This is a genomic window from Mycolicibacterium nivoides, from assembly GCF_003855255.1.
GTDB classification, from domain to species: domain Bacteria; phylum Actinomycetota; class Actinomycetes; order Mycobacteriales; family Mycobacteriaceae; genus Mycobacterium; species Mycobacterium nivoides.
Window position 1 is genome coordinate 2,729,690 of record NZ_CP034072.1, and the last position, 25,464, is coordinate 2,755,153.

23 protein-coding genes are annotated in these 25,464 nt (G+C 67.8%); 11 read left to right on the plus strand and 12 right to left on the minus strand.

The genetic code is table 11. The features are described 5' to 3' along the window. Positions 1-17: 17 nt before the first annotated feature. The gene (locus EH231_RS12950; protein WP_090428331.1) at positions 18-1,304 is read right to left on the minus strand and encodes a multidrug effflux MFS transporter; all 1,287 of its coding nucleotides are present in this window, start codon (positions 1,302-1,304) and stop codon (positions 18-20) included. Between the two features lie 123 nt (positions 1,305-1,427). On the opposite strand from EH231_RS12950, the gene EH231_RS12955 reads away from it, so the two are divergent. The 3 genes from EH231_RS12955 to EH231_RS12965 all read left to right on the plus strand — a co-directional run bounded on the left by EH231_RS12955 (position 1,428) and on the right by EH231_RS12965 (position 7,548). Next, complete coding sequence (locus tag EH231_RS12955; RefSeq protein ID WP_090428327.1) at positions 1,428-2,237, plus strand: hypothetical protein; 810 nt, start codon at positions 1,428-1,430, stop codon at positions 2,235-2,237. Between the two features lie 105 nt (positions 2,238-2,342). Continuing rightward, positions 2,343-6,086: a multifunctional oxoglutarate decarboxylase/oxoglutarate dehydrogenase thiamine pyrophosphate-binding subunit/dihydrolipoyllysine-residue succinyltransferase subunit gene (locus EH231_RS12960; protein WP_090428324.1), complete on the plus strand. Its 3,744-nt coding sequence runs from the start codon at positions 2,343-2,345 to the stop codon at positions 6,084-6,086. A 151-nt stretch (positions 6,087-6,237) separates the two neighbouring features. Next, positions 6,238-7,548 carry an MFS transporter gene (locus tag EH231_RS12965; RefSeq protein WP_090428321.1) on the plus strand — a complete coding sequence of 437 codons (1,311 nt, stop codon included), beginning with the start codon at positions 6,238-6,240 and terminating at the stop codon, positions 7,546-7,548. 15 nt (positions 7,549-7,563) lie between these two features. Here the strand turns inward: EH231_RS12965 and map are convergent, their stop codons facing one another. Beyond that, positions 7,564-8,325: a type I methionyl aminopeptidase gene (gene map / locus EH231_RS12970; RefSeq protein WP_090428998.1), complete on the minus strand. Its 762-nt coding sequence runs from the start codon at positions 8,323-8,325 to the stop codon at positions 7,564-7,566. 69 nt (positions 8,326-8,394) lie between these two features. On the opposite strand from map, the gene EH231_RS12975 reads away from it, so the two are divergent. Both EH231_RS12975 and EH231_RS12980 read left to right on the plus strand, forming a co-directional pair. Further along, on the plus strand, positions 8,395-8,682 hold the full coding sequence (locus EH231_RS12975) for a helix-turn-helix domain-containing protein (RefSeq protein ID WP_090428318.1): 288 nt from the start codon (positions 8,395-8,397) through the stop codon (positions 8,680-8,682). A gap of 43 nt (positions 8,683-8,725) precedes the next feature. Then, entirely contained in the window at positions 8,726-9,550 is an 825-nt protein-coding gene (locus EH231_RS12980) for an SDR family NAD(P)-dependent oxidoreductase (protein ID WP_044519757.1), read from the plus strand. Positions 9,551-9,631: 81 nt separating this feature from the next. Here the strand turns inward: EH231_RS12980 and EH231_RS12985 are convergent, their stop codons facing one another. Together EH231_RS12985 and EH231_RS12990 are read right to left on the minus strand one after the other, a co-directional pair. Next, positions 9,632-10,483 (minus strand): glycine betaine ABC transporter substrate-binding protein, encoded by an 852-nt coding sequence (locus EH231_RS12985; protein ID WP_090428315.1) that lies wholly within the window; start codon positions 10,481-10,483, stop codon positions 9,632-9,634. Between the two features lie 8 nt (positions 10,484-10,491). Further along, positions 10,492-11,727, minus strand: a complete 1,236-nt coding sequence (locus tag EH231_RS12990; RefSeq protein ID WP_409544416.1) for an NAD(P)-dependent malic enzyme — start codon at positions 11,725-11,727, stop codon at positions 10,492-10,494. Between the two features lie 109 nt (positions 11,728-11,836). On the opposite strand from EH231_RS12990, the gene corA reads away from it, so the two are divergent. Then, positions 11,837-12,940, plus strand: a complete 1,104-nt coding sequence (gene corA / locus EH231_RS12995; protein ID WP_090428309.1) for a magnesium/cobalt transporter CorA — start codon at positions 11,837-11,839, stop codon at positions 12,938-12,940. 6 nt (positions 12,941-12,946) lie between these two features. Here corA and EH231_RS13000 read toward each other — a convergent pair whose 3' ends face one another. The 6 genes from EH231_RS13000 to EH231_RS13025 form a co-directional block, all read right to left on the minus strand. After that, positions 12,947-13,567, minus strand: a complete 621-nt coding sequence (locus EH231_RS13000) for a suppressor of fused domain protein (protein WP_124712524.1) — start codon at positions 13,565-13,567, stop codon at positions 12,947-12,949. Next, positions 13,564-14,877, minus strand: a complete 1,314-nt coding sequence (locus tag EH231_RS13005; protein ID WP_090428303.1) for an ABC transporter ATP-binding protein — start codon at positions 14,875-14,877, stop codon at positions 13,564-13,566. Before EH231_RS13005 ends, EH231_RS13000 begins: the two co-directional genes overlap by 4 nt. A 4-nt stretch (positions 14,878-14,881) precedes the next feature. Further along, the gene (locus EH231_RS13010) at positions 14,882-15,706 is read right to left on the minus strand and encodes a carbohydrate ABC transporter permease (protein ID WP_170856331.1); all 825 of its coding nucleotides are present in this window, start codon (positions 15,704-15,706) and stop codon (positions 14,882-14,884) included. Positions 15,707-15,743: 37 nt separating this feature from the next. Further along, entirely contained in the window at positions 15,744-16,640 is an 897-nt protein-coding gene (locus EH231_RS13015) for a carbohydrate ABC transporter permease (protein ID WP_090428296.1), read from the minus strand. Continuing rightward, the gene (locus EH231_RS13020) at positions 16,637-18,034 is read right to left on the minus strand and encodes an ABC transporter substrate-binding protein (protein WP_090428293.1); all 1,398 of its coding nucleotides are present in this window, start codon (positions 18,032-18,034) and stop codon (positions 16,637-16,639) included. Before EH231_RS13020 ends, EH231_RS13015 begins: the two co-directional genes overlap by 4 nt. A gap of 159 nt (positions 18,035-18,193) precedes the next feature. Next, positions 18,194-18,700, minus strand: coding sequence for a YflT domain-containing protein (locus EH231_RS13025; protein WP_090428291.1), 507 nt, complete (start codon positions 18,698-18,700; stop codon positions 18,194-18,196). A gap of 128 nt (positions 18,701-18,828) precedes the next feature. On the opposite strand from EH231_RS13025, the gene EH231_RS13030 reads away from it, so the two are divergent. After that, positions 18,829-19,446, plus strand: a complete 618-nt coding sequence (locus EH231_RS13030) for a DUF4190 domain-containing protein (protein WP_090428286.1) — start codon at positions 18,829-18,831, stop codon at positions 19,444-19,446. A 41-nt stretch (positions 19,447-19,487) separates the two neighbouring features. Here EH231_RS13030 and EH231_RS13035 read toward each other — a convergent pair whose 3' ends face one another. Beyond that, positions 19,488-20,453, minus strand: a complete 966-nt coding sequence (locus EH231_RS13035; RefSeq protein ID WP_090428995.1) for an HpcH/HpaI aldolase/citrate lyase family protein — start codon at positions 20,451-20,453, stop codon at positions 19,488-19,490. 25 nt (positions 20,454-20,478) lie between these two features. Between EH231_RS13035 and EH231_RS13040 the strand changes: the two genes are divergently transcribed. The 4 genes from EH231_RS13040 (at position 20,479) to EH231_RS13055 (ending at position 25,038) form a co-directional block, all read left to right on the plus strand. Beyond that, positions 20,479-21,765, plus strand: a complete 1,287-nt coding sequence (locus tag EH231_RS13040; protein ID WP_090428283.1) for a magnesium transporter MgtE N-terminal domain-containing protein — start codon at positions 20,479-20,481, stop codon at positions 21,763-21,765. A gap of 61 nt (positions 21,766-21,826) precedes the next feature. After that, complete coding sequence (locus tag EH231_RS13045; RefSeq protein WP_090428279.1) at positions 21,827-22,372, plus strand: DUF1003 domain-containing protein; 546 nt, start codon at positions 21,827-21,829, stop codon at positions 22,370-22,372. A gap of 139 nt (positions 22,373-22,511) precedes the next feature. Next, the gene (locus EH231_RS13050) at positions 22,512-23,834 is read left to right on the plus strand and encodes a lytic transglycosylase domain-containing protein (protein WP_164480874.1); all 1,323 of its coding nucleotides are present in this window, start codon (positions 22,512-22,514) and stop codon (positions 23,832-23,834) included. Between the two features lie 61 nt (positions 23,835-23,895). After that, a complete protein-coding gene (locus EH231_RS13055) occupies positions 23,896-25,038 on the plus strand; it encodes an Mrp/NBP35 family ATP-binding protein (protein ID WP_164480875.1) in 1,143 nt (380 codons plus the stop codon). On the opposite strand, the gene tatB is transcribed toward EH231_RS13055, so the two are convergent. After that, the gene (gene tatB, locus EH231_RS13060; protein ID WP_090428269.1) at positions 25,035-25,463 is read right to left on the minus strand and encodes a Sec-independent protein translocase protein TatB; all 429 of its coding nucleotides are present in this window, start codon (positions 25,461-25,463) and stop codon (positions 25,035-25,037) included. The two genes, EH231_RS13055 and tatB, sit on opposite strands and share 4 nt — an antisense overlap. Position 25,464 lies beyond the last annotated feature (1 nt).

A 25,464-nucleotide genomic window follows, 5' to 3' on the forward strand; every position in this document is an offset into this window, starting at 1 on the left:
CGCTACCCGGGAGCGGGTCAGGCCGGCTCGACAACCGCCTCCGGGGCGACGTCGAGCGTGTCGCCCGTGTATTCGCTGGGCTCCTCGTCACCGTTACGCCGACCCACCAGCAGTAGCGCCACCAAGGCGATCGCCATGCCTGCAGTCATCACCCACGACAACGCCGGCGCGCCGTTGCCCAGGGCCCCGATGGCGGGCGCCACAGCGGCACCGAGCCCGAACTGTGCCGCGCCCAGCAGCGCGGCCGCCGTTCCGGCCGCGTCGGGATGGCGCGACAGCGCGACCGCGGGCGCATTGGGAAGCACCAGACCCATCCCGGCCAGGATCGCCAGCACCGGCACCAAGAACGCGGACAGCCCGCCCACGTGCGCGACGGTCAGCGCGACGAACACCACGCCGGCCAGCGTCGACCAGCTCAGCGCCGCCACCGTGATGGCCTGCGGCGAGAACCGGCGCAGCAGCACGACGTTGAACTGTGTGGAGCCGATCAGCGCGATGGCGCCCGCGGCGAACACCAGCGCGAACGCCTGCTGGTCGAGACCGTAGTGGCCCTGCAGGACGAACGGCGCGGCCGAGATGTAGGCGAACAGCCCGGACATGCCCAGCGCGGCCACCAGCACCAGGATCACGAACCGGGAGTCCCGCAGAAGCTCGATGTAGGTGCCGATGATGCCGCCCACCGCCAGCGGGCGCCGGTGCGAAACCGGCAGCGTCTCGGGCAGGGCGAGCGCGGCCATCACCAGCAGTCCGCCGGCCACCACCACCAGAGCGACGAACACCCAGTGCCAGGACCCGTGCAACAGCACGGCCGCCCCCAACGACGGGGCCAGCACCGGGGCCACCCCCAGCACCAGCATCAACCGCGACATCACAGTCGCCGCCGCCGTGCCGCTGAACAGGTCACCGACCACGGCGATGGCCACCACCGAGGCGGCCGCCGCACCCATGCCCTGCAGACCTCGCGCCAGGCCGAGGACCGTGATGTTGGGCGCGAGCACGCACAGCACCGAGGCCACCATGTGCAGCACGATGCCGGCCATCAACGGGCGCCTGCGTCCCAGCGAGTCCGACAGCGGGCCGACGATCAGCTGTCCCAGGGCCAGGCCGGCCAGGGTTCCGGTGAGCGTCAACTGGGACATCGAGGAGGAAACCGAGAGCTCATCGGCGATCCGCGGCAGCGCCGGCAGATACATGTCGATGGTCAGCGGCCCCAACGCGACGAGGGCCCCCAGCACCAGGATCATCCGGATCCGGCTCGGCGCGGCTGGCGATGTCGTCTGGTCCACGTCGCGCGATGATGCCATGAAGCTGAATAGCCCCGCACTTCGGTTTTTTGTTCCCAGTGACAGCCGTCACCCCCGGGCACCAGCACCCGGTCGCCGTTCGTTCTCCCGGCGTCAGGTCACGCGTTAGCCTGGCAGTCAACGATGGGTTCACACCTGGGAGGCCCCGAAGTGCGTCTGCGGTCCAAGCCAAATCTGCCGGCGAAGGTCGAGGAGACCGAAGACCCAAGCGCCGCCGCCAAGGTGCTCTCGGCCATCATCGAGGGCAGCTCCCGTGTGCAGGCGCCCGCGGTCAAGGCATACGTGGACCGGTTGCGCAGCCATCAGCCCGATGCCACCCCGGCCGAGATCGTGACCCGGCTGGAGAAGCACTACCTGGCCGCGGTGATGGCCAGCGGCGCGGCCGTCGGCTCCGCGGCGGCGTTCCCCGGTATCGGGACCTTGGTGGCCCTGTCGGCCGTAGCCGGCGAGACAGTGGTCTTCCTGGAGGCGACGTCGGTGTTCGTGCTGGCCGTCGCCGAGGTGCACGGTGTACCCGCCGATCACCGCGAACGGCGCCGTGCGCTGGTGCTCTCGGTGCTCGTGGGCGACGACAGCAAGCACGCCATCGCCGACCTCCTCGGCACCGGACGTACCAGCGGCGCATGGTTGTCCGACGGTGCCGCGACACTGCCGTTGCCCGTGGTTTCGCAGCTCAACTCCCGGCTGGTCAAGTACTTCGTCAAGCGGTATACGCTCAAGCGCGGCGCGATGGCTTTCGGCAAGATGCTGCCGGTGGGCATCGGTGCTGTCATCGGCGGCGTCGGCAACCGGCTGATGGGTAAGAAGATCGTCGCCAACGCCCGCCAGGCGTTCGGTGCGCCCCCGCCGCGGTGGCCTGCAACGTTGCATGTGCTGCCGTCCGCTAAGTCCGCCACCCCCATGCCGACCTCGGGTGGCGCCGAAAGGCGATAGCCTTTATGCGGCGGTCGAACGGGGTCAACCGCCCACAGAAGAACACAAGCGGCGAGCCTGCATGTGACGGCTGGCCGGACACAAGAATCGAGGCGAGTGTCTGCCGTGAGCAGTTCACCTTCACCATTCGGGCAGAACGAGTGGTTGGTCGAGGAGATGTATCGCAAGTTCCGCGAGGATCCCTCTTCGGTGGATCCGAGTTGGCACGAATTTCTGGTCGACTACTCCCCTGAGCCCACCACCGACAACACCGTCGCCAACGGACAGTCGACACCACCGGCAGCGCCGCCGGCGCCTGCGGCAGCACCGGCAGCAACCCCCGCCGCTCCCGCGGCGGCCGCGCCGGCAACTCCCGCGCCGGCAACTCCGGCTCCGGCTCCGGCAGCTCCGGCTCCGGCCGCTCCGGCGAAGGCGGCCCCGGCCAAGCCTGCAAAGGCGGGACCCACCCCAGCCGAGGGTGACGAGACGCAGGTGCTGCGCGGCGCCGCCGCGGCCGTCGTCAAGAACATGAACGCCTCGCTGGAGGTGCCCACCGCGACGAGCGTGCGGGCCATCCCGGCCAAGCTGATGATCGACAACCGCGTCGTCATCAACAACCACCTCAAGCGCACCCGCGGCGGCAAGGTCAGCTTCACGCACCTGCTCGGCTACGCCATCGTGCAGGCGGTCAAGAAGTTCCCGAACATGAACCGGTACTTCGCCGAGGCCAACGGCAAGCCCGCCGCGGTCACGCCGGCCCACACGAACCTGGGCCTGGCCATCGACCTGCCCGGCAAGGACGGCAACCGCTCACTGGTCGTGGCCGCGATCAAGCGCTGCGAGACCATGCACTTCGGCCAGTTCATCGCCGCCTACGAGGACATCGTGCGCCGGGCCCGCGACGGCAAGCTGACCGCCGAGGACTTCTCCGGGGTCACCATCTCGCTGACCAACCCGGGCACCATCGGCACCGTGCACTCGGTGCCGCGGCTCATGGCCGGTCAGGGCGCCATCATCGGCGCGGGCGCCATGGAGTACCCGGCCGAGTTCCAGGGCGCCAGCGAGGAGCGCATCAACGAGGTCGGCATCGGCAAGCTGATCACCCTGACCTCGACCTACGATCACCGCATCATCCAGGGTGCGGAATCGGGCGATTTCCTGCGCACCATCCACCAGCTGCTGCTCGACGACGAGTTCTACGACGAGATCTTCCGCGAACTCGGCATCCCGTACGAGCCGGTGCGCTGGCGGACCGACAACCCCGACTCGATCACGGACAAGAACGCCCGGATCATCGAGCTGATCGCGGCCTACCGCAATCGCGGTCACCTGATGGCCGACATCGATCCGCTGCGCCTGGACAAGACCCGCTTCCGCAGCCACCCCGACCTCGACGTGCTGACCCACGGCCTGACGCTGTGGGACCTCGACCGCGAATTCAAGGTCGACGGGTTCGCCGGCAAGCAGTACATGAAGCTGCGCGACGTGCTGTCGGTGCTGCGCGACGCGTACTGCCGCCACATCGGTGTCGAGTACACCCACATCCTCGAGCCCGAGCAGCAGAAGTGGCTGCAGGAGCGCATCGAGATCAAGCACGACAAGCCGACCGTCGCCGAGCAGAAGTACATCCTGTCCAAGCTCAATGCGGCCGAGGCGTTCGAAACCTTCCTGCAGACCAAATATGTTGGGCAGAAGCGCTTCTCGCTGGAGGGCGCCGAGACCGTCATTCCGATGATGGACGCCGCGATCGACCAGGCCGCCGAGCATGGCCTCGACGAGGTGGTCATCGGTATGCCGCACCGCGGCCGGCTCAACGTGCTGGCCAACATCGTCGGCAAGCCGTACAGCCAGATCTTCACCGAGTTCGAGGGCAACCTGAACCCGTCGCAGGCGCACGGCTCCGGTGACGTGAAGTACCACCTCGGCGCGTCCGGCAACTACATCCAGATGTTCGGCGACAACGATATTCAGGTGTCGCTCACCGCCAACCCGTCACATCTCGAGGCGGTCGACCCGGTGCTCGAGGGTCTGGTGCGGGCCAAGCAGGATCTGCTGGACGGCAGCAGGGACGCCGACGTCTCCGGCGAGTACCCCGTCGTCCCGCTGATGCTGCACGGCGACGCGGCGTTCGCCGGCCAGGGCGTGGTCGCCGAGACGCTGAACCTCGCCCTGCTCGACGGTTACACGACCGGCGGCACCGTCCACATCGTGGTCAACAACCAGATCGGGTTCACCACGGCGCCAACGGATTCGCGGTCCAGCGAGTACTGCACGGACGTCGCCAAGATGATCGGCGCGCCGATCTTCCACGTCAACGGCGATGACCCGGAGGCCTGCGCCTGGGTGGCGCGGCTGGCAGTGGACTTCCGCCAGGCGTTCAAGAAGGACGTCGTCATCGACATGCTGTGCTACCGCCGCCGCGGACACAACGAAGGCGATGACCCGTCGATGACCCAGCCGTACATGTACGACGTCATCGACACCAAGCGCGGCTCCCGCAAGGCCTACACCGAAGCCCTGATCGGCCGCGGCGACATCTCGATGAAAGAGGCCGAGGACGCCCTGCGCGACTACCAGGGTCAGCTGGAGCGGGTGTTCAACGAGGTTCGCGAACTGGAGAAGCACGCGGCCGAGCCCAGCGAGTCGGTCGAATCCGACCAGCAGATCCCGCAGCGGCTCGCGACCGCAGTGGACAAGTCGTTGCTGGCCCGCATCGGCGATGCCCATCTGGCCCTGCCGGACGGGTTCACCGTGCACCCGCGCGTCAAGCCGGTGCTGGAGAAGCGCCGCGAGATGGCCTACGAAGGCAAGGTCGACTGGGCGTTCGCCGAACTGCTGGCGCTCGGGTCGCTCATCTCGGAGGGCAAGCTGGTCCGGTTGAGCGGCCAGGACACCCAGCGCGGCACGTTCACCCAGCGTCACGCCGTGATCGTCGACCGCAAGACCGGCGAGGAGTTCACGCCGCTGCAGCTGCTGGCCACCAACTCCGACGGCACCCCGACCGGCGGCAAGTTGCTGGTCTACAACTCGGCGCTGTCGGAGTACGCCGCAGTGGGCTTCGAATACGGCTACTCGGTGGGCAACCCCGACGCAATGGTGTTGTGGGAGGCCCAGTTCGGCGACTTCGTCAACGGCGCGCAGTCGATCATCGACGAGTTCATCAGCTCCGGTGAGGCCAAGTGGGGCCAGCTCTCCGACGTCGTGCTGCTGCTGCCGCACGGCCACGAGGGACAGGGTCCCGACCACACCTCGGGCCGCATCGAGCGCTTCCTGCAGCTGTGGGCCGAGGGTTCGATGACCATCGCGGTGCCGTCGACCCCGGCGAACTACTTCCACCTGTTGCGCCGGCACGGCCTTGACGGCATCCAGCGTCCGCTGATCGTCTTCACCCCGAAGTCGATGCTGCGCAACAAGGCCGCCGTCAGCGACATCCGCGACTTCACCGAGAACAAGTTCCGCTCGGTGCTGGAGGAGTCCTCCTACACCGATGGTGAGGGCGACCGCGGCAAGGTCACCCGAGTCCTGCTGTGCAGCGGCAAGATCTACTACGACCTGGCGGCGCGCAAGGCCAAGGACAACCGTGAGGACGTCGCGATCGTCCGTCTCGAACAGCTCGCCCCGCTGCCGCGGCGCCGGCTGGCCGAGACACTGGACCGCTACCCGAACGTCACGGAGAAGTTCTGGGTACAGGAGGAGCCGGCCAACCAGGGTGCATGGCCGTCGCTGGGCCTGACCCTGCCCGAGGTGCTGCCGGACTACTTCAACCCGATCAAGCGGATCTCCCGGCGCGCGATGTCGGCTCCGTCCTCGGGGTCCTCGAAGGTGCATGCCGTCGAGCAGCAGGAGATCATCGACCTGGCATTCGGGTAACCCGCTCGGTCTGATCACCGAAATCAACGAAATGGTCGCTGCCGCACGCCGGTAGCGACCATTTCGTTGTTCCGGGGGTCCGGGCGCGCGCATTCGAATCACCGCGCGTACAACCCTGGGCCGCACCAGGGCCGGCGGCTACTCATCTAGGGTGACTATCGAAGCTGACCCGCTCGTAGGCGAGGCGCCGGCACCCACCGCTCCCAACACGGTGCGTACCGCGGTCCTGGCCAGCGTGCTCGGGACGACGATCGAGTGGTACGACTTCTTCCTGTACGCCACGGCCGCGAGCCTGGTGTTCAACCACACCTTCTTCCCGGACCAGAGCTCCTTCGTCGGCACGATGCTGGCATTCGCCACCTTCGCGGTCGGGTTCCTGGTCCGCCCCATCGGCGGATTCGTCTTCGGTCACATCGGCGACCGGATCGGCCGCAAGAAGACGCTCGCCCTGACCATGCTGTTGATGGGCGTGGCGACCGCGCTGATGGGTGTGCTGCCCACCGCGGCGCAGATCGGCGTGCTGGCACCGGTCCTGCTTCTGGTGCTGCGTGTGGTCCAGGGATTCGCCCTCGGCGGTGAGTGGGCCGGCGCGGTGCTGCTGGCTGTCGAGCACAGCCCTCGTCATCGCCGGGGATTGTTCGGCAGCATCCCGCAGGTCGGGCTGGCGCTGGGCCTGGCGCTGGGCACCGGGGTGTTCGTGCTGTTGCAGCTCTGGCTGTCGGCCGAGGCATTCCAGGCCTACGGGTGGCGGATCGCGTTCCTGTTCAGCGTCGTGTTGGTGATCTTCGGCGTCGTGGTGCGGTTCCGGGTGGCCGAGACCCCGGCGTTCGAGAAGCTGCGCGATGACGACGAACGCTCGGCGGTCCCAGTGAAGGAGATCTTCCGTCCCCCGACGCTGCGCTCGACCGTGCTGGGCCTGCTGTCACGCTGGGGCGAGGGCGCCGCGTTCAACACCTGGGGCGTGTTCACCATCTCGTACGCCACCGCGACCCTGCACCTGGGCAAGGTGCCCGTACTGGTCGTGGTGACCGCGGCGGCGCTGCTCATGGCGGTACTGCTGCCGGTCTCGGGTCTGCTGGCCGACCGGTTCAGCCCGAAGGCCGTCTACGCGTCGGGCATCGCCGCGTACGCCGTGGTGGTGTTCCCGGCGTTCGCATTGTTCGGCACCGGCAGCATCGTGGCGTACGCGGTGGGAATGTTGTTGGCGTTCGGCGTCATTCACGCCTGGTTCTACGGCGCGCAGGGCACGCTCTACGCGTCGCTGTTCCCGACCCGCACCCGCTACACGGGCTTGTCGACGGTGTATCAGCTCTCCGGTGTCTACGCCTCGGGCCTGACGCCGCTGATCCTCACGGCGCTGATCGCCGCGGGTGGCGGCGCACCGTGGCTGGCGTGCGGCTACCTGGTGGCCACCGCGGTCATCAGCGTCATCGCCACGCTGTTGCTGCGTCCCGAGCATTAGCGTCGTCAGCAGGGCTTAGCACGTCAATACCAGCGGGCCCGATTCGGTGATCGCCACGGTGTTCTCGGTGTGGGCGGTGCGGGAGCCGTCGGCCGATCGGATGGTCCAGCCGTCGCGGTCGTAGACGATGCGGTTGGTGCCCGCGGCGAGCCACGGCTCGAGCGCCAGGGTCATCCCGGCCCGCAACTTCATGCCACGGCCGGGCTTGCCCCGGTTGGGCACGTGCGGGTCCTCGTGCATGGTCCGGCCCAGACCGTGCCCACCGAATTCGAGGTTGACCGGGTAGCCGTAATCGGCCGCGACGGCGCCGATGGCGGCCGAGATGTCGCCGAGCCGGTTACCGGGCCGGGCCGCGGCGGTTCCGGCGGCCAGCGCCTCCTCGGTGGCCCGGACCAGGCGCACGTCGGCGGCTGCGGGGGTCCCGACGATCACGGTGCGGGCCGCGTCGGCGACCCAGCCGTCGATCGACACCGCGAAGTCCATGCTGAGCACGTCACCGTCACGCAGCCGGTAGTCGTGCGGAAGGCCGTGCAGCACAGCGTCGTTGACCGACAGGCAGATGACGTTGCGGAACGGCCCTCGGCCGAACGACGGGTCGTAGTCCCAATAGCAGGACTCCGCGCCGCGCCGTTTGACCATGTCGCGAGCGTGGTGTTCGAGGTCGAGCAGGTTGACTCCGATCGCGGCGAGCCCGCTCAGCTCGCCGAGCACCTCGGCCACGAACCGCCCGGTGACCCGCATCTTCTCGATCTCGGCCCCGGTCTTCAGCTCGATCATGTCCACATCCTCCTCGGTATTTAAATACCAACACTAGCGGTATACAAATACCGGCGCTACCGTGGTGCCGTGGTCCGCACCCCGCTCACACCCGCACAGATCGCGGCCGGCCGACGGCTCGGCGAGACCCTGCGGGCGGCCCGGGGCACGCGCTCACTCGACGAGGTGGCCCAGCACGCCGGCATCTCCCCGGAGACGCTGCGCAAGATCGAGACGGGACGGTTGCCCTCCCCCGCGTTCGGCACGGTCGTCGGACTGAGCACCGCTCTGGACGTCCCGCTGCAGGTCCTGGCCGATGTGTGGCAGGAAGCCGCCGCAGCGGAGGCCGCCATATGCGAGACCGCCGGTACCGCGTAGCCTCGTAACTCAACACGTGTCGGACTACGCGAGGGAGTGTTCTATGGAGGGCTTCGCCGGAAAGGTCGCCGTTGTCACCGGCGCCGGATCGGGCATCGGGCAGGCGCTGGCCATCGAGCTGGGACGTTCGGGCGCCAAACTGGCGATCAGCGACGTCGACACCGAGGGCCTGGCGGTCACCGAGGAACGCCTCAAGGCGATCGGCGCCGAGGTCAAGACCGACCGGCTCGACGTCACCGAGCGCGAGGCTTTCCTGCTCTACGCCGACGCGGTCAAGGAGCATTTCGGCAAGGTCAACCAGATCTACAACAACGCAGGCATCGCATTCAGCGGCGACGTCGAGGTCAGCCAATTCAAGGACATCGAACGGGTCATGGACGTCGACTACTGGGGCGTCGTCAACGGCACCAAGGCCTTCCTGCCGCACCTGATCGCCTCCGGCGACGGGCACGTCGTCAACGTCTCCAGCCTGTTCGGCATCTTCTCGGTTCCCGGCCAGGCCGCCTACAACTCGGCCAAGTTCGCGGTGCGCGGCTTCACCGAGGCACTGCGCCAGGAGATGGCCCTGGCCAAGCATCCCGTCAAGGTGACGTGTGTACACCCGGGCGGGATCAAGACCGCCATCGCGCGCAATGCCACCGTCGCCGAGGGACTGGATCAGAAGGCGCTCGCGGAGACCTTCGACCGGAAGCTGGCCAACACCACTCCGCAGCGCGCGGCCAAGATCATCCTCGAGGCGGTGCGCAAGGACAAGGCGCGCGTGCTCGTCGGTCCCGACGCCAAGATCCTCGACGTCATCGTGCGGATCACCGGCTCCGGATACCAGAAGCTGTTCGCCTCCGCGATGGGTCGCATGATCCCGCGCTGATCCCTCTGCCCCGCGAGCGACCGCTGAGGTACGCGATGTGCGGCGTGTCTGCGTACAGACACGGTCGCTCGCGGAGCGGGGTTAGTGGCCCAGCGGGTTGGCCTGGAGGAAGGCATCGGCCACCGCACCGGGATCCTTGCCCTCGGCGACCTGCCTGCGCATATCGGCCAGCGACCCCGTGTCGAGGACACCGGCGATCTCGTTGAGCGCCAGGATCTGGCGCTCGTCGAGCGTGTTGCGTCGATACAGCGGCACCACATTGTCACCACGGATCAGCGACGTCTTGTCGGCCAGCACGGTCAGGTCCGACGGGATGGCCGGATCGGCCGTCGTCGACCACGCCGCGTTGATCTTGCCGGCCCGCAGCGCCGCGAACAGACTCTTGTCATCGGGGAACACGAGCGCCTTGGGCAGCGTGCACGAGCCCACCACCGCAGGCACCCGCATCGCCTTCACCGCACCCGGCCGCGCCTGTGCACAGTTGCGGCGCAGCGCGCTCAGATCGGTTCCGCCCCACGCCGTGGCCGTGGCCTCGGTGACCACCAGAGCGGGCTTGTCCTGCGCCGACATGGTGTAGTCACCGGCCGCGACACCTTCGGGTAGCGCCGATACCAGGTCCCGGTAGACCTGCTCGTCCGCGCGGGCCGTCGCGTTCGGATTCAGCTCGGTCAGGAACCGGCCGGTGAACCCCGGCAGCACCGTCACCGATCCGGAATCCAGCACGCTGGGGACACCGTCGGTCTCGGTGACCGCGGCCGGCGTGCCGTAGTAGCGCAGCGCCGCCGCGTACAGATGGCCGAGCAGCGCCGACTCGGGCCCCTGCCCCGCCCCGACCGTGAGAACGGCCGGGGCCGAATTGGCCGCGCATCCCCCCAGCACCGGTGCCAGCAGCGTCAACATTGTCAACAGCGCCGACGCCAGGGTGCGGCGCATCAGTGAGCTCAGGACTCTGCGGGGTCAACCGCCGCTGCGACCGCGGCCGCAACCGCAGGGCCGACCCGCGGATCCAGCGCGCTGGGCACGATGTGGTCGACCGCCAGATCGTCGCCGACGACCGAGAAGATCGCCTCGGCAGCCGCCACCTTCATCTTCTCGGTGATGCGACGGGCACCGGCGTCCAGCGCACCGCGGAAGACCCCGGGGAAGGCCAGCACGTTGTTGATCTGGTTCGGGAAATCGCTGCGCCCGGTCGCCACGACCGCCGCGTACTTGCGGGCGGCGTCCGGGTGGATCTCGGGATCCGGGTTGGACAGCGCGAAGACGATGCCGTTGGGAGCCATCGTGGCGATGAACTCCTCGGGCACGACGCCGGCCGACACCCCGAGGAAGACGTCGGCGCCCTCGAGCGCCTCGGCCACACCGCCGGTGAGCTTGCGCGGGTTGGTGCGCCCGGCCAGCTCCGCCTTGAAGGCATTGAGGTTGTCACGGCCGGAATGCACGATGCCCTGCGAATCGAGCACGACGACGTCGGTGATGCCCTTGTTCAGCAGGATGTTGGCGCAGGCCACACCCGCTGCACCGGCGCCCGAGATGACCACGCGCAGTGAATGGATGTCCCGCTCGAGCACCTTGGTGGCGCCCAGCAGCGCGGCCAGCACCACGATCGCCGTGCCGTGCTGGTCGTCGTGCATCACCGGGCAGTCCAGCGCCTCGATGACCCGGCGCTCGATCTCGAAGCACCGCGGGGCCGAGATGTCCTCCAGGTTCACCGCGCCGAACGTCGGACGCAGCCGGATCAGGGTTTCGACGATCTCGTCGGGATCCTTGGTGTCGAGCACGATCGGGATCGAGTTCAGGCCGCCGAAGGACTTGAACAGCGCGCTCTTGCCCTCCATGACCGGCAGCGACGCCGCCGGGCCGATGTCGCCGAGGCCCAGCACCGCAGTACCGTCGCTGACCACCGCCACCAGGCGGTTGGCCCACGTGTACTTGGCCGCGAGGGTGTGATCAGTGGCGATCGCCCGGCTCACCTGGGCGACCCCGGGTGTGTACGCGATCGACAGCGCACGCTGAGTGTCCAGCGGCTCCTTCAACTCGACCGAGAGCTTTCCGCCTTCGTGATGATCGAAGATCTCGGCGTCTTCGATGACAACTTGCGGGGTGCGCTCCGCAGGCGAGCGCTCGGGCGAGGAGGCGACTGTACTTTCCGACACGGCGCAAGGGTACTTCAATGCCATTTCTCACAGGGCAGGGTTCCCCGCTGGTGAGCGTTACTTAACAGTAGGTACGCGTAGCATTCGTTGTGCTGATCAGGTTGCTGCACACCGCGCAGGAAGGTCGGAGTCCATGCCCTCATTCCGCGCTTTGCCACCGGCCTTGCGGTCGACCGCAAGGCCCCGGCCCGCGGAGCCCGATGCCAAGGCGATCCACGTCCCGGTGGCACGGGCCATGGTGGATTGCGGTGTGTACAGCGGTGGCGACCGGTTGCCCGGCAAATACACCCATGCCGCAGCGCTGAACAAGGTCCGCGAACTACAGGCAGCGGGGCAGAAGGCGTTCGTCTGGATCGGCCTGCACGAGCCCGACGAATTCCAGATGCAGTCGGTGGCGGACGTTTTCGGATTGCACGAGCTGGCCGTCGAGGACGCGGTACACGCACATCAGCGCCCCAAGCTGGAGCGCTATGACAAGACACTGTTCCTGGTGCTCAAAACCATCAACTATGTCGAGCACGAGTCGGTGGCACTGGCCCGCGAGATCGTCGAGACCGGCGAGATCATGATCTTCGTCGGACCGGACTTCGTGGTCACCGTCCGGCACGGCGAGCACGGCGGACTGGCCGGCGTGCGGAAGCGGCTCGAATCCTCGCCGGCCATCCTCAAACTCGGACCGTTCGCGGTCATGCACGCGATCGCCGACCACGTGGTGGACAGCTACCTCGACGTGACCGATCTGATGGAAACCGACATCGACGCGATGGAGGAGGACATCTTCTCCCCCGGCACGCACACCAACATCGAGTGTATTTACCTGCTCAAGCGGGAGGTCGTCGAAATGCGCCGGGCGGTGGCGCCGTTGACCCTCGCGCTGGCACGGTTGCTGACCGACCACAACGACCTGATCTCGGTCGAGGTGCGCCGGTACATGCGCGACGTGCACGACCACAATGTGCAGGCCTCCGATCGCGTCACGAGCTACGACGAGATGCTCAGCTCACTGGTGCAGGCCGCGCTCGGCAAGGTCGCCATGCAGCAGAACGTGGACATGCGCAAGATCTCGGCGTGGGTGGCGATCGCCGCGGTACCGACCGCAATGGCCGGGATTTACGGGATGAACTTCGAGCACATGCCGGAGTTGCAGTGGACGTGGGGCTATCCCGCCGTGCTGCTGACGATGGCCACCATCTGCTTCGTGCTGTACCGCACGTTCCGCCACAACGACTGGCTCTAGCCGGAATCAGCTTGGGCTGGCGGCCCTTCGGGTCGGGTCGAGCACGTCGACCCCGTCGGTCTGCCATGCCTCGCGCATCGCATCCGCACCCTTGAGCCGCACCCAGGCCGCCTCGGTGGCGGTGATCGGCGTGGCCGAGAGCACCGTCACCGGAGACAGCGGGTCGGTCAGGACTACCTCGCCGATATCGCTGGGGCCCAGCAGGAATGCACTGAACGGTGCGGAGTCGAACAACTGCGTCTCCAGGTCGATGAGTGCGTCGGCCTCCAGCACCAGGCCCTCCACGGCGGGCACGGCAGCCAGGACGGCCAGCGACCGGGCCAGCCCGCCCGGGGTCGGGCCCCGCAGCGACAGCACCACCTCGGCCCGCGGACCATGGATCGGGTCGGAGACCAGTTCGGTCGGATCGAACATCGGGTGACGCGAACACCCCAGAGTCACATAGTGATACAGATCCAGCCCGGAACCGTCGGCACCGCCGGCCCGCAGGTCGGGCCCGAACCGCAGCACGTCGATGCGCTCGGTGCCCAGGAAGGTGACGCTGGCGCTGACAGGTTCGGCAGTGATGCCCGCCGCGCCGAAGTACTCGACCACATGGGCGCGAACCGCAGCCAGGACGTCGATCACTCTTCTGTCGGTTCTCCGGCCGCTTCGGCCGACTCGGCTGGCTCAGCGGCCTCGGCTGGCTCAGCGGCCTCGGCTTCCTCGGATTCCTCGGCTTCTTCGGCTTCGTCGGCCTCGGGCTCCTCGGCCGCCACCGGTTCGGTGCGGGTCAGGTTCGCCCCGGTTTCGGCGTCGAAGATCACCAGCTTGGATGTGTCGAACGCCAGCTGGATCTGCTGGCCGTTGGCCACCGTCGATTCTGCCGACACCCGAGCCACGAACTCGTTGACGCCGCCCCCGGAATCGGCGGCCAGCTCGGCCAGCTGCGCCGCCTCGGCACCGGCACCGTCGATGGTGAAGTGCACGTACTTGTCCGCACCGAGCGACTCGACGATGTCGGCATGCACCGGGAAGCTCAGCGCCCGGATCCGCGCGTACCCGTCGAGCAGCGACGCGTCCTCCAGGTGCTCGGGTCGGATTCCGACGATGATGTTGTCGGGCTTGGGCTGACGCGCCAGCAGATCGTGCACCTGCGGGGTCAGGGTGACGTCGCCGAACGGCAGCCGCACCCCGACATCGGTGAACGTGGCCGGGAAGAAGTTCATCGCAGGAGATCCAATGAAGCCGGCCACGAACAGGTTCGCCGGGTTGTTGTACAGCTCGTCGGGCGTGCCGATCTGCTGGATCTCACCGGCCAGCAACACCACAACCCGATCACCGAGGGTCATCGCCTCGGTCTGATCGTGTGTCACGTAGACGGTCGTGGTGCCCAGCCGGCTCTGCAGGCGGGCGATCTCGGCGCGCATCTGCACGCGCAGCTTGGCGTCCAGGTTGCTCAGCGGCTCGTCCATCAGAAATGCCTTGGGGCGCCGCACGATTGCCCGGCCCATCGCCACCCGCTGGCGCTGCCCGCCGGACAGCTGGGCCGGCTTGCGGTCGAGCAGTTCGGTCAGGTCGAGGATCTTGGCGGTCTCCTCGACCTTGGCCGCGATCTCGTCCTTCTTGAGCTTGGCCAGGGTCAGCGGGAACGCGATGTTCTGGCGCACCGTCATGTGCGGGTAGAGCGCGTAGGACTGGAACACCATCGCGATGTCGCGGTCCTTGGGCGCCTTCTCGTTGACCCGCTCCCCGCCGATGCGCAGCTCACCCGACGAGATGTCTTCAAGCCCGGCAATCATGTTCAGGGTGGTGGACTTACCGCAGCCCGACGGTCCCACCAGGATGATGAACTCGCCGTCGGCGATGGTCATCGAGAACTGCTTGACGGCTTCCCTGGTGCCGCCTGCGCCGTCCGGGTAGCTCTTGGTGACCCGGTCCAACACGATTTCGGCCATCCAATTACCCCTTTACCGCACCGGATGTCAGGCCAGCGACGATGCGCCGCTGGAAAATGAGAACAAAGATGATGATCGGGATGGTGATGACCATCGCGCCCGCCGCGATCGACCCGGTCGGCTCCTCGAACTGCGAACTGCCGGTGAAATTCGCGATCGCCACGGGCGCGGTGATCGCCCGCTGCGTCGCGGTCAGCGACAGCGCCAGCAGCAGGTCGTTCCACGCGAAGATGAAGACCAGGATGGCCGCGGTGACGATGCCCGGAGCGGCCAGCGGTGCGATCACCTTGCGGAAGGCCTGCGCCGGGGTGGCGCCGTCCATCTTGGCGGCCTTCTCCAGATCCCATGGGATCTCGCGGAAGAACGCCGAGAGCGTGTAGATCGCCAGCGGCAGCGCGAAGGTGATGTAGGGAATGATCAGGCCGGGCCAGGTGTCGAACAACCCGATGCTCCGCCACAGGTTGAAGATCGGTGTCACCAGCGAGATCTGGGGGAACATCGCGATCAAAAGGGCGACACCCACCAACAGCTTCTTGCCGGGGAACTCCAGCCGTGCGACGGCGTAGGCGGCCATGCCGCCGATCACCACGGCGATGACCGTGGTGATCAGGCCGATACCGATCGAGTTGATCAGCGCCGAGGTGAAGATGTTCCCGGTGAAGATGCCCTTGTAGTTGTCGAACGTGATCTGCGACGGAATCAGCTTGCCGTCCTTGACACTTGACGTCGGCTTCAACGACAGCGACAGGATCCACAACACCGGGATCAGCGCGTAGAGCACCACCAGGATGTTCACGACCGTCCACCCGGTCGCGCGCCGCGCACCCACTCGCTCGGTCATCGTCCTCCGCTCTTCGCGCAAGCGCTCATCGGTGCCCCTCCGCGTCCGCACCGGGCGCCGACGCACCGAAGATCTTGATGAAGACGAACGCGATGATCGCCACCGACAGGAAGATCAACACGCTGATGGCCGAACCCAATCCGAGATTGAAGGCCTTGAACAGGTTGTCATAGCCGAGGATCGACACCGATCCGGTGTTGTTGGCGCCCCCGGTCAGCACATAGATGTTGTCGAAGATCCGGAACGCGTCGAGGGTGCGGAACAGCAGCGCGACCAGGATGGCCGGTTTGATCAGCGGCAGAATGACTCTCACCAGCCGCGTCCAGGCTCCGGCCCCGTCGACCTCGGCCGCGTTGAGCAGATCCTGCGGCACCAGCGCCAGGCCCGCCAGCAGCAGCAGCGCCATGAACGGCGTGGTCTTCCAGACCTCGGCGAGCACGATGATGGCCAATGACGGCAACTGTTCGGTCAGCGGGGCGCTGCCGTCGGGCAGCAGGTTGGCCAGGTAACCGGTGCCCGGTGTCCAGGCGTAGTACCAGCTGTAGGAGGCGGCCACCGTCACGATCCCATAGGGAATCAGCACCGCGGTGCGGACCACGCCCTTACCGAAGATGGTGCGGTGCATGACCAGTGCCAGAGCCATGCCGAGCACGAACTCGATCGTCACCGAGACGACGGTGATCGCCAGCGTCACCACGAATGCCGTCCACCAGTAGCGGTCGGTGAGGATGGTCTGGTAGTTGGCGAACCCGACGAAGGCCGTGTCGTCCGGGGCGGCCAGGTTGTAGCGCTGCAGGCTCAGCCACACCGCGTAGCCGATCGGGTAGGCGGTCACCGCGATCATCAGAATCACCGCGGGTGCGATCAGTCCGAACGCCAACTTGCGTTCGGAGGTGCGGTTGCCGCTTTTCGTGGTGCTCACGGGATCAACCCTTTGCCGTCGATGGCCTTCTGCACCTGTTCGGTCAGCTCATCGGCGGTGTGCTCCGGATCGATGTCGGTGATCGGGGCCAGGGCGGCCGAAATGCGGGTGGACACAGCCTGATACACCGGCGTCGCGGGCCGTACCGCGGCATTGGTCAGCTGCTCGCGGATGATCGCGTACTGCGGATACTTGGTCTGGAATGCCGGATCGTCGTAGAGCGACTCGCGCACCGCGGGCAACCCGCCCTCGACCGAGGTGTAGCGCTGGTTCTCGACGTTGCGCAGGCAGCGGATGGCTTCGAACGCCTCGGCCTTGTGCCTGCTGGTCTTGGCCACCGCGAGGTTCAACCCGCCGAGGGTCACCTTGGCCGGCTCCCCGTCACGCACGCCCGGATAGTTTGCGAACCCGAACACGTCTTTGCTCGCCTCGTACGCCGACTGGAACTGCTCGTCGGTCGGCGAGAAGGTGCCGAGATCGTTGATGGCCCCGGCGAGATCGGCACGTTCGTTCAGCGGCAGGAAGTTCACCCCGCCCTTGACAGCGTTCTCCAGCAGCGAGGGCAGCACGAATGGCCAGTTGACCTCGAGTGCGGCCTTGCCCTGCTCGAGCGCGAGTCGGGCGGTCCCCTCGTCGGTCTGGGTCACCGACGGGTCCGCGCCGGGCGCGGTGGCAACCGACTTGATGATCTGCAGCGCCTTGACCGTCGCCGCGCGATGCTCCGGGGTATCGGTCAGGGTGACCGTCTTGCCGTCATCGGAGAGCACCTGGCCGCCCGCGCTGGCCAGCAGCGTGTTGAACCACACCACCAGGCCCTCGTACTGCTTGGCCTGTACCGCAATCCAACTGGGCTTGCCCGCCGCGTGCAGACGGTTCGCCTCGGAGACCATGCCGTCCCAGGTGGCCGGCGGCTCATCCATCAAATCGGCTCGATACCAAAGCAATTGGGTGTTGGTGGTGATCGGCGATGCGTACAGCTTGCCTTGCCAGCGCGCCGTCTCCAACGGTCCGGGCAGGGTGTTCGACTCCGCATCGGACTCGGCCTCACCCGCCGGATCCTCCGACAGCGGGACGGCCCAGCCGGCCTCGGCGAACTCGGCGGTCCAGACCACGTCGAGCGCCATGATGTCGAGGGTCTTGTCGTTACCGGTGAGGCGCCGGGCCAGCTGCAACCGTTGGTCGTCAGCGCCTTTCGGCAAACTCACCTGTTTGATGGTGAAACGGTCGCCGAGTTCGGTGTTGCAGCGCTCGGCCACGGCGGTGAAAGTCGCCATCTCGTTGGCCGGGGTGTAGTAGTTGATGACGATCCCGTCGTCGCCCTTACCACAAGCCGACACCACCGAGGCCGTCGCCAACGCGGCCACTGCCGCAGCACATAGCCGCCGAGCGCGCACCGCTGTGCCTCCGTCCGAGTAATCTGTCGCCGCCGGAGCGGCTCCCGCGCGCAAACCGTAGAGCTCTGCCCGCGTATGTGCAACAGTTTGGGCGTGCCGCGTCACAATCGTGACCTGCGCACCTTTGCCACCGCGTCCGGCCCGCCGCCGGGCCGCGGGTCAGATCGTCAAGCGCGCCAGCAGGTCCCGGCCCTGTTCGGCACTCTGAGGATCGCACAAGACGTCGTAGCGGCCCGCGACCAGCTGCATCGTCGAACTGAAATCTCTTGTGCCGCGAGCCATCGCATACGGGATGGCCGAGGTGATCAAGCCGAAGAAGACACCGGCGATCAGGCCGGTGAGCAGCGCGCTCCACGGGTTGGGGCTGAAAAAGCCGAGGATCAGGCCGATGAACAGGCCGAGCCAGGCTCCCGACAACACACCGCCGCCGAGCACCTTGGGCCAGCTCAGCCGCCCCGTGACCCGCTCAACCTGCATCAGGTCCACCCCGACGATGGTCACCTGCTGCACCGGGAACTGTTGGTCGGACAGGTAGTCGACGGCACGCTGGGCCTCCGCGTACGTCGGATAGGAACCGATCGGCCAGCCTTTGGGCGGCGTCGGCAACGCACCGCGTGCCGCGGGCGCGGCACCCGGTGTCTGACCGGACTGAAATGGGCTCGTCATGTCGAACTTCACTCTCCTCCGCACCGCCCCCTCGGCGGCTGCTCTCGTTACAGCAACGCCCTCACACCGGATTTGGTGCCGGCGTCACGCGCCCGGGGCGTCGGTGTCCGTGCGCTAGGTTGATCAGCATGACAAACGCGGACGGCAACGCGGGCGAAACGCCGCCATCCGACCCCGGCTCGCAGCCGTCCGAACCGTTGTCCAGCGGCTACGAAGCACCTTCCATCGAGCATTCCCAGGATCTGCCGCATTCCGCCCAGGCGCAACCGTCATACGAGTTCGGGCCGCCCGGCTACGAGGTCAACCCGCCGTATCCGCCCGCGATCGACTATCCCGCGGACATCCCGCCCGACTACCCGCCGCCGGCCGGTTACCCGCCGCCGTTCCCGTACGGCTCGGGCTATCCGCCGCCCTATCCCCCGCCGGGTTACGGTGCGCCGGGATATCCCGGTGTCCCCGGATACCCCGGTGGCTATGGCATGTCGCCGTACAACACCACCAACACGGTGGCCATCGGGGCGCTCGTGGCCTCGATCATGTCGCTGCCCCTGTTCGCGATGTGCGCGATCGGTCTGCTCGCCGCGCTGGTCGGAATCGGGCTCGGGATCACCGCCCTCAACCAGATCAAGAAGACCGGACAATCGGGCCGGGGCCTGGCGATCGCGGGCATCATCATCGGCGCACTGGGCACCCTCCTCAACGGAGGATGGATCCTGCTCTTCGTGATCGGTGTGCTCTCCGCATAGCGGACCGCACCGAATTACGGTGCGGCACTGCACGACCCGGGTCAGCTCGGCGGCCGGAAGGGTTCAGCCAGCCGACTCATCCCCGCCGCACGGCCCTTGCCCGCGATCACCAGCGCCATCTTGCGGCTGGCCTCGTCGATCATCTCGTCGCCCAGCATCACCGCTCCCCTGGCCCCACCGGCCTGCGAGGTGTGCCATTCGTAGGCGTCCAGGATCAGTTCGGCGTGGTCGTAGTCGGCCTGGCGTGGGCTGAAGATCTCGTTGCCCGCCTCGATCTGGTCCGGATGCAGGACCCATTTGCCGTCGTAGCCCAGCGCGGCTGAACGGCCGGCCACCCGGCGGAACCCGTCGACGTCGCGCACCTTCACATACGGCCCGTCGATCGCGTTGATACCGCGGTTGCGCGCCGCGATCAGGATGCGCATCAGCACGTGGTGGTGGGCGTCGCCGATGTCGTAGCCGTCGGGCTGCCCGCCGACCTCAAGGGTGCGCATGTTGAGGCTGGCCGCCATGTCCCCGGGGCCGAGAACCAGCGCCTGCACGCGTGGGGCTGCCGCGATCGCGTCGATGTTGGTCAACCCCTGGGCGTTCTCGATCTGTGCCTCGATGCCGATCCGGCCGGGCTCCAGGCCGTGCGTGGCCTCCAGCTGACTGAGCAGCAGATCGAGCGCCTGGACGTGCGCCACCTCGGTCACCTTGGGCAGCACGATCAGGTCCAAGTTGGTGCCGGCGGCCGCAACCCCGGTGACCACCTCGATCACGTCGGCGTAGGTCCACGGTGTGGTCCAGTCGTTGACCCGCACCCCGCGCAGCTGTCCGGCCCAGCCGTCGTCGGCCAGCGCCTCCGTCACCTGCGCACGAGCCGATTCCTTGGCCTCGGGCGCAACCGCGTCCTCCAGGTCGAGGAACACCTCGTCAGCGGGCAGGCTTCTGGCCTTCTCGATCATCTTCAGGCTGCTTCCCGGAACCGAGAGGCACGTTCTACGGGGTCGATACGTGTTCTCCACGACCACAGTCTCTACCCTTTAATTCATGGCGGCGGTGAACAGGGTCTACGCGGCCCGGCTAGCGGGGATGGTGGTGCTGGGCCCCGACGGGGAGTCCATCGGCCGTGTCCGCGATGTGGTGATCAGCATCAGCATCGTCCGCCAGCAGCCGCGGGTTCTCGGCCTGGTGGTCGAATTGCTCACCCGTCGAAGAATTTTCGTTCCGATCCTGAGGGTGACCGCGATCGAGCCCGGTTCGGTGACCCTGGCCACCGGCAGTGTGTCGCTCCGCCGCTTCGCCCAACGCCCCGGCGAGGTCCTGGTGCTGGGCCAGGTGCTGGAGACCCGCGTGCGGGTCGACGATCCGGATCTGGAACAGCTTGCCGGAATCGACGTCGTGGTAGTCGATCTGGGCATCGAACAGACCCGCACCCGGGACTGGGTGGTGACCCGGGTGGCGGTGCGTCCACAGCGACGTCTGGGGCGGCGCAGCAACATCCACGTCGTCGAGTGGCAGAACGTGCACGGGCTGACCCCGTCGGGCCTCGCGATGCCCGACCAGGGCGTGGCCTCGCTGCTCGAGCAGTTCGAGGGCCAGCGCCCGGTCGAGGTGGCCGAGGCCCTGCGCGAGCTACCGGTGAAACGGCGCTACGAGTTGTTCCGGGCCTTCGATGATGAGCGGCTCGCCGACGTGCTGCAGGAGTTACCCGAGGACGAGCAGGCCGCGGTGCTGCGCCAGCTGAACACCGAGCGCGCCGCCGACGTGCTGGAGGCGATGGACCCCGACGACGCCGCCGACGTGCTGGGCTCCATGACGCCGGCCGACGCCGAGACACTGCTGCGGAAGATGGACCCCGAGGATTCCGAGGACGTGCGACGGCTGCTGTCCCACTCGCCCGACACCGCGGGCGGCTTGATGACCAGCGAACCGGTGGTCCTCGCGCCTGACACCACCGTCGCCGAGGCGCTGGCGCAGGTGCGCGACCCGGACCTGACCCCCGCGCTGGCTTCGATGGCCTTCGTCACCCGGCCCCCCAGCGCCACCCCGACCGGTCAGTATCTGGGCTGCGTCCACCTGCAGCGGCTGCTGCGCGAGCCGCCCGCGGCCCTGGTGAGCGGCATCATCGACACCGACCTGCCCAGCCTGAGTCCGGCCGACTCGCTGGCCGCGGTGACGCGCTATTTCGCCGCGTACAACCTGGTGTGCGGGCCGGTGGTCGACGAAGAGAACCACCTGCTGGGGGCGGTATCGGTGGACGACGTGCTCGACCACATGCTGCCCGACGACTGGCGCGAGCGCGACGAGCCCGAGCTCCCGGTGGCCGGCTCATGAGCCGAACTTTCGAGCGAATGCTCGACGCGGAATGCGGTAACCGAGCCTGCGAGGGGGCCGCATGAGCGAATCGACAGCGCGTCAGCGGTTGGACACCCCCCGTGGCACGCGCGGTTTCGGCCTGCACGTCGACGTCGAGGCGGTCGGTCAGGTCGGGGAGTCCGTCGCCCGGTTCCTCGGCACCGGCCGGTACCTGGCGATCCAGACGATCATCGTGGTGGTCTGGATCGCACTGAACATCGGCGTCTTCGCGTTCCAGTGGGATCCGTACCCCTTCATCCTGCTCAACCTGGCCTTTTCGACCCAGGCCGCCTATGCCGCCCCGCTGATCCTGCTGGCCCAGAACCGCCAGGAGAACCGGGACCGGGTCTCACTCGAAGAGGACCGGCGCCGGGCCGAACGGACCAAGGCCGATACCGAGTACCTGGCCCGTGAGCTTGCATCGCTGCGACTGGCGGTGGGCGAGGTAGTGACGCGCGATTACCTGCGCCGCGAGTTGGAGGAACTGCGCGACCTGCTCGCCGAACTGGTCCCACCCGCCGATACCGACCGAGCCAATCCGAGCAAAGCCGATGTCAGCGAGCGCCGGTCCAAACGCGGTGGTTGATAACGCTGTCGACCATTGTCGTAACAACGGAAACCGGGACTATGTATGGTGACTTGGTTCACAACATGGCCAAAGCTGATTTAAGGACGGGTAAGTGCGCGTAGGGGGAGGAGCGGCTATCGCAACCGCTCGGCGCCGTATGAGCCAGCTCGTGCGCTCGCCCGCACTCGGCGTCGCCGTCCTGGCCCCCATCGTTCTGGTCGCCGGTGCCGGATCGGCCGCCCCGGGCCCCGAGGTGTCCAACGCCGCGGTCACCCCGCTGGCCGCCGTCGCGCCCCGGATCGACCGCTCCGGTCCCGCGGTGGTGGCAGCGACCAGGCCCCCGACGAACTTCCGCATCAAGTCGATGACGACGATATCGGCTCCCCCGCCCGCGTTCGTCGTCAATAGCCCTGGCGCCCTTGGGATTCCAGGAACATCGCTGAAGGCGTACCGCAATGCCGAGAGGATGATGGCCGCGGCCTACCCCGGCTGCGGCATCAGCTGGAACCTGCTGGCCGGTATCGGACGGATCGAGTCGGGGCACGCCAACGGCGGCGCCACCGATGCCCGCGGCACCGCCGTCCGCCCCATCTACGGCCCCGCCCTCGACGGCACCTTGCCCGGCAACGAGATCATCATCCAGAGCGCGCAGGCCGGACGGATCTCGTACGTACGGGCCATGGGGCCGATGCAGTTCCTGCCCGGAACCTGGGCCCGGTACGCCTCCGACGGCGACGGTGACGGCAAGGCCGATGTGCAGAACGTGTTCGACTCGGCGCTGGCCGCCGCCCGCTACCTGTGCAGCGGCGGGCTCAACCTGCGCGAACAGTCCCAGGTCATGACGGCCATCCTCCGGTACAACAACTCCGTGGCCTACGCCCGCAACGTGTTGGGCTGGGCCGCGGCGTATGCCACGGGCGTGGTGCCGGTCGACCTGCCCGAGATCACCGGGTCCATCCCCCCGATCGGCGATTCCCATCTGGACAATCCAGAGGGTCTCGGCCCGGGCCTGCCCGCCGATGCCACCGGGTTGCCCGCGGGTGATCCGCTGGCCCTGATTCCGCTGCTCAACCGCAATGAGACCGGCACGCAGAACGTTCCCGGTTTTGCGCCGGGGCAGGTGCTCGGCCCGTTGCCGGGCCCGGCGCAGGCCATCCCGTCGGAGACCCCGGCCGCCCCGCCCCCATGGGTCCCGCCGTGGGAGCAGCCGCGTCAGCCCGCATGCGTGGTCTTCTGCCTGGGTGAGCAGGCTCCTCCGCCGCCCGCTCCTGGACCGCAGCAGCTTCCCCCGCCCGCTCCTGGACCGCAGCAGCTGCCGCCGCCCGGACCCGGCCCCGGGCCCATTCCGGCACCGCAGCAGGCTCCGCCCCCGGGGCCTGCACCCGCCCCGATCGGCCCGCCGATCGAGGCCGCGCCTCCGGCTCCGGTATTGGGACCGGTACCTGGCCCTGCCCCCGGGCCTGCCCCGGGCCCGGCCTGACGCAGGCCTGAACCCGGTCCTGGATCCGGGGACGTGTGCCGCCGCCGTAGACTCGGCAGTGATGTCCGAATCTGCCACTGAGCTGCAATCCGCGGTTCGCGCCGCGCTGGCCAAGGTGATCGACCCCGAATTGCGGAGACCGATCACCGAACTCGGCATGGTCAAGAACATCTCGATCGAGGCCGACCACGGCGTCCACGTCGAGATCTACCTGACCACCGCGGCCTGTCCGAAGAAGAACGAGATCGCCGACCTGGTGAAGGCTGCCGCCACCGACGTTCCCGGCACCGGCGCTGTCAAGGTGAGCCTGGACGTGATGGACGACGAGCAGCGCGCCGAGTTGCGCAAGCTGCTGCGTGGCGATTCCCGCGAACCGGTGATCCCGTTCGCCCAGCCCAACTCCCTGACCCGGGTCTACGCAGTGGCCTCCGGCAAGGGTGGCGTCGGCAAGTCCAGCGTGACGGTCAACCTGGCCGCCGCGATGGCCGCCCGCGGCCTGTCGGTCGGCTTGCTGGACGCCGACATCTACGGCCATTCGGTGCCGCGCATGATGGGCACCGCCGACCGGCCCACCCAGGTCGACTCGATGATCCTGCCGCCGATCGCCCATGACGTGAAGGTCATCTCGATCGCCATGTTCACCCAGGGCAACACGCCTGTGGTGTGGCGCGGGCCGATGTTGCACCGGGCCCTTCAGCAGTTTCTTGCCGACGTGTACTGGGGCGATCTGGACGTGCTGCTGCTCGACCTGCCGCCTGGCACCGGCGATATCGCCATCTCGGTGGCCCAGCTGATCCCGGGTGCCGAGATCCTGGTGGTGACCACTCCGCAGATGGCTGCGGCCGAGGTGGCCGAGCGGGCCGGCGCGATCGCGTTGCAGACCCGTCAGCGCATCGCGGGCGTGGTCGAGAACATGTCAGGCCTGCAGATGCCCGACGGCACGGTCATGCAGCTGTTCGGCGAGGGCGGTGGCCGTCAGGTGGCCGACTCGCTGACCCGCTCCGTGGGCGCCGAGGTGCCGCTGCTGGGCCAGGTCCCGCTGGACCCGGCGCTGGTTGCGGCCGGTGACTCCGGTGTTCCGCTGGTGTTGTCGGCACCCGAGTCGGCTGCAGGCGCCGAGCTGCGCAAGATCGCAGAGGGATTGTCGGCCCGCAAGCGCGGCCTGGCCGGGATGTCGCTGGGTCTGGATACCGCTCGCCGCTAGGTGGCGTCGGGGTCGAACGTCGTTTCAGCCGGCTTGGCGGCCGGTTTGGTGAGCGGATCTGGCGCGGGCTGCCCGTTGACGGCATCCGCCGGGCGGTCGCCCGGCACCGACGGCTGGTCATTCTTGCGATCGTCGAAGGCACCGGTCAGGAACGAGTCGTCACCATCGAGCAGATGCTTGGTGATCGCGGCCCGCGGAGTCATGCCCCGGAGCTTCTGCAGATCGGCGAGGGGCTGCCGAAGGTCGTCGAACTCCGGGCCGAGGTCCTCGCGCAACTGGCTGGTGGCACCGCTGACGTAGTCACGTGCCTGACGCAGGGCACCCGATGTCCAGCGGATGGCACCGGGCAGGCGCTCGGGCCCCAGGATCACCAGACCGGCGATCACCAGGACCAGCATCTCTCCCCACCCGATGTTCGCGAACATC

Coding starts and splice junctions, on each gene's coding strand:
- EH231_RS12950 (WP_090428331.1), bottom strand. CDS start 1,304: ATGGCATCATCGCGCGACGTGGACCAGACGACATCGCCAGCCGCGCCG.
- EH231_RS12955 (WP_090428327.1), top strand. CDS start 1,428: ATGGGTTCACACCTGGGAGGCCCCGAAGTGCGTCTGCGGTCCAAGCCA.
- map (WP_090428998.1), bottom strand. CDS start 8,325: ATGATCGAGCTGAAGACCGGGGCCGAGATCGAGAAGATGCGGGTCACC.
- EH231_RS12980 (WP_044519757.1), top strand. CDS start 8,726: ATGGAGGGCTTCGCCGGAAAGGTCGCCGTTGTCACCGGCGCCGGATCG.
- EH231_RS12985 (WP_090428315.1), bottom strand. CDS start 10,483: ATGCGCCGCACCCTGGCGTCGGCGCTGTTGACAATGTTGACGCTGCTG.
- EH231_RS12990 (WP_409544416.1), bottom strand. CDS start 11,727: ATGGCATTGAAGTACCCTTGCGCCGTGTCGGAAAGTACAGTCGCCTCC.
- corA (WP_090428309.1), top strand. CDS start 11,837: ATGCCCTCATTCCGCGCTTTGCCACCGGCCTTGCGGTCGACCGCAAGG.
- EH231_RS13005 (WP_090428303.1), bottom strand. CDS start 14,877: ATGGCCGAAATCGTGTTGGACCGGGTCACCAAGAGCTACCCGGACGGC.
- EH231_RS13025 (WP_090428291.1), bottom strand. CDS start 18,700: ATGACGAGCCCATTTCAGTCCGGTCAGACACCGGGTGCCGCGCCCGCG.
- EH231_RS13030 (WP_090428286.1), top strand. CDS start 18,829: ATGACAAACGCGGACGGCAACGCGGGCGAAACGCCGCCATCCGACCCC.
- EH231_RS13040 (WP_090428283.1), top strand. CDS start 20,479: ATGGCGGCGGTGAACAGGGTCTACGCGGCCCGGCTAGCGGGGATGGTG.
- EH231_RS13045 (WP_090428279.1), top strand. CDS start 21,827: ATGAGCGAATCGACAGCGCGTCAGCGGTTGGACACCCCCCGTGGCACG.
- EH231_RS13050 (WP_164480874.1), top strand. CDS start 22,512: ATGAGCCAGCTCGTGCGCTCGCCCGCACTCGGCGTCGCCGTCCTGGCC.
- EH231_RS13055 (WP_164480875.1), top strand. CDS start 23,896: ATGTCCGAATCTGCCACTGAGCTGCAATCCGCGGTTCGCGCCGCGCTG.
- tatB (WP_090428269.1), bottom strand. CDS start 25,463: ATGTTCGCGAACATCGGGTGGGGAGAGATGCTGGTCCTGGTGATCGCC.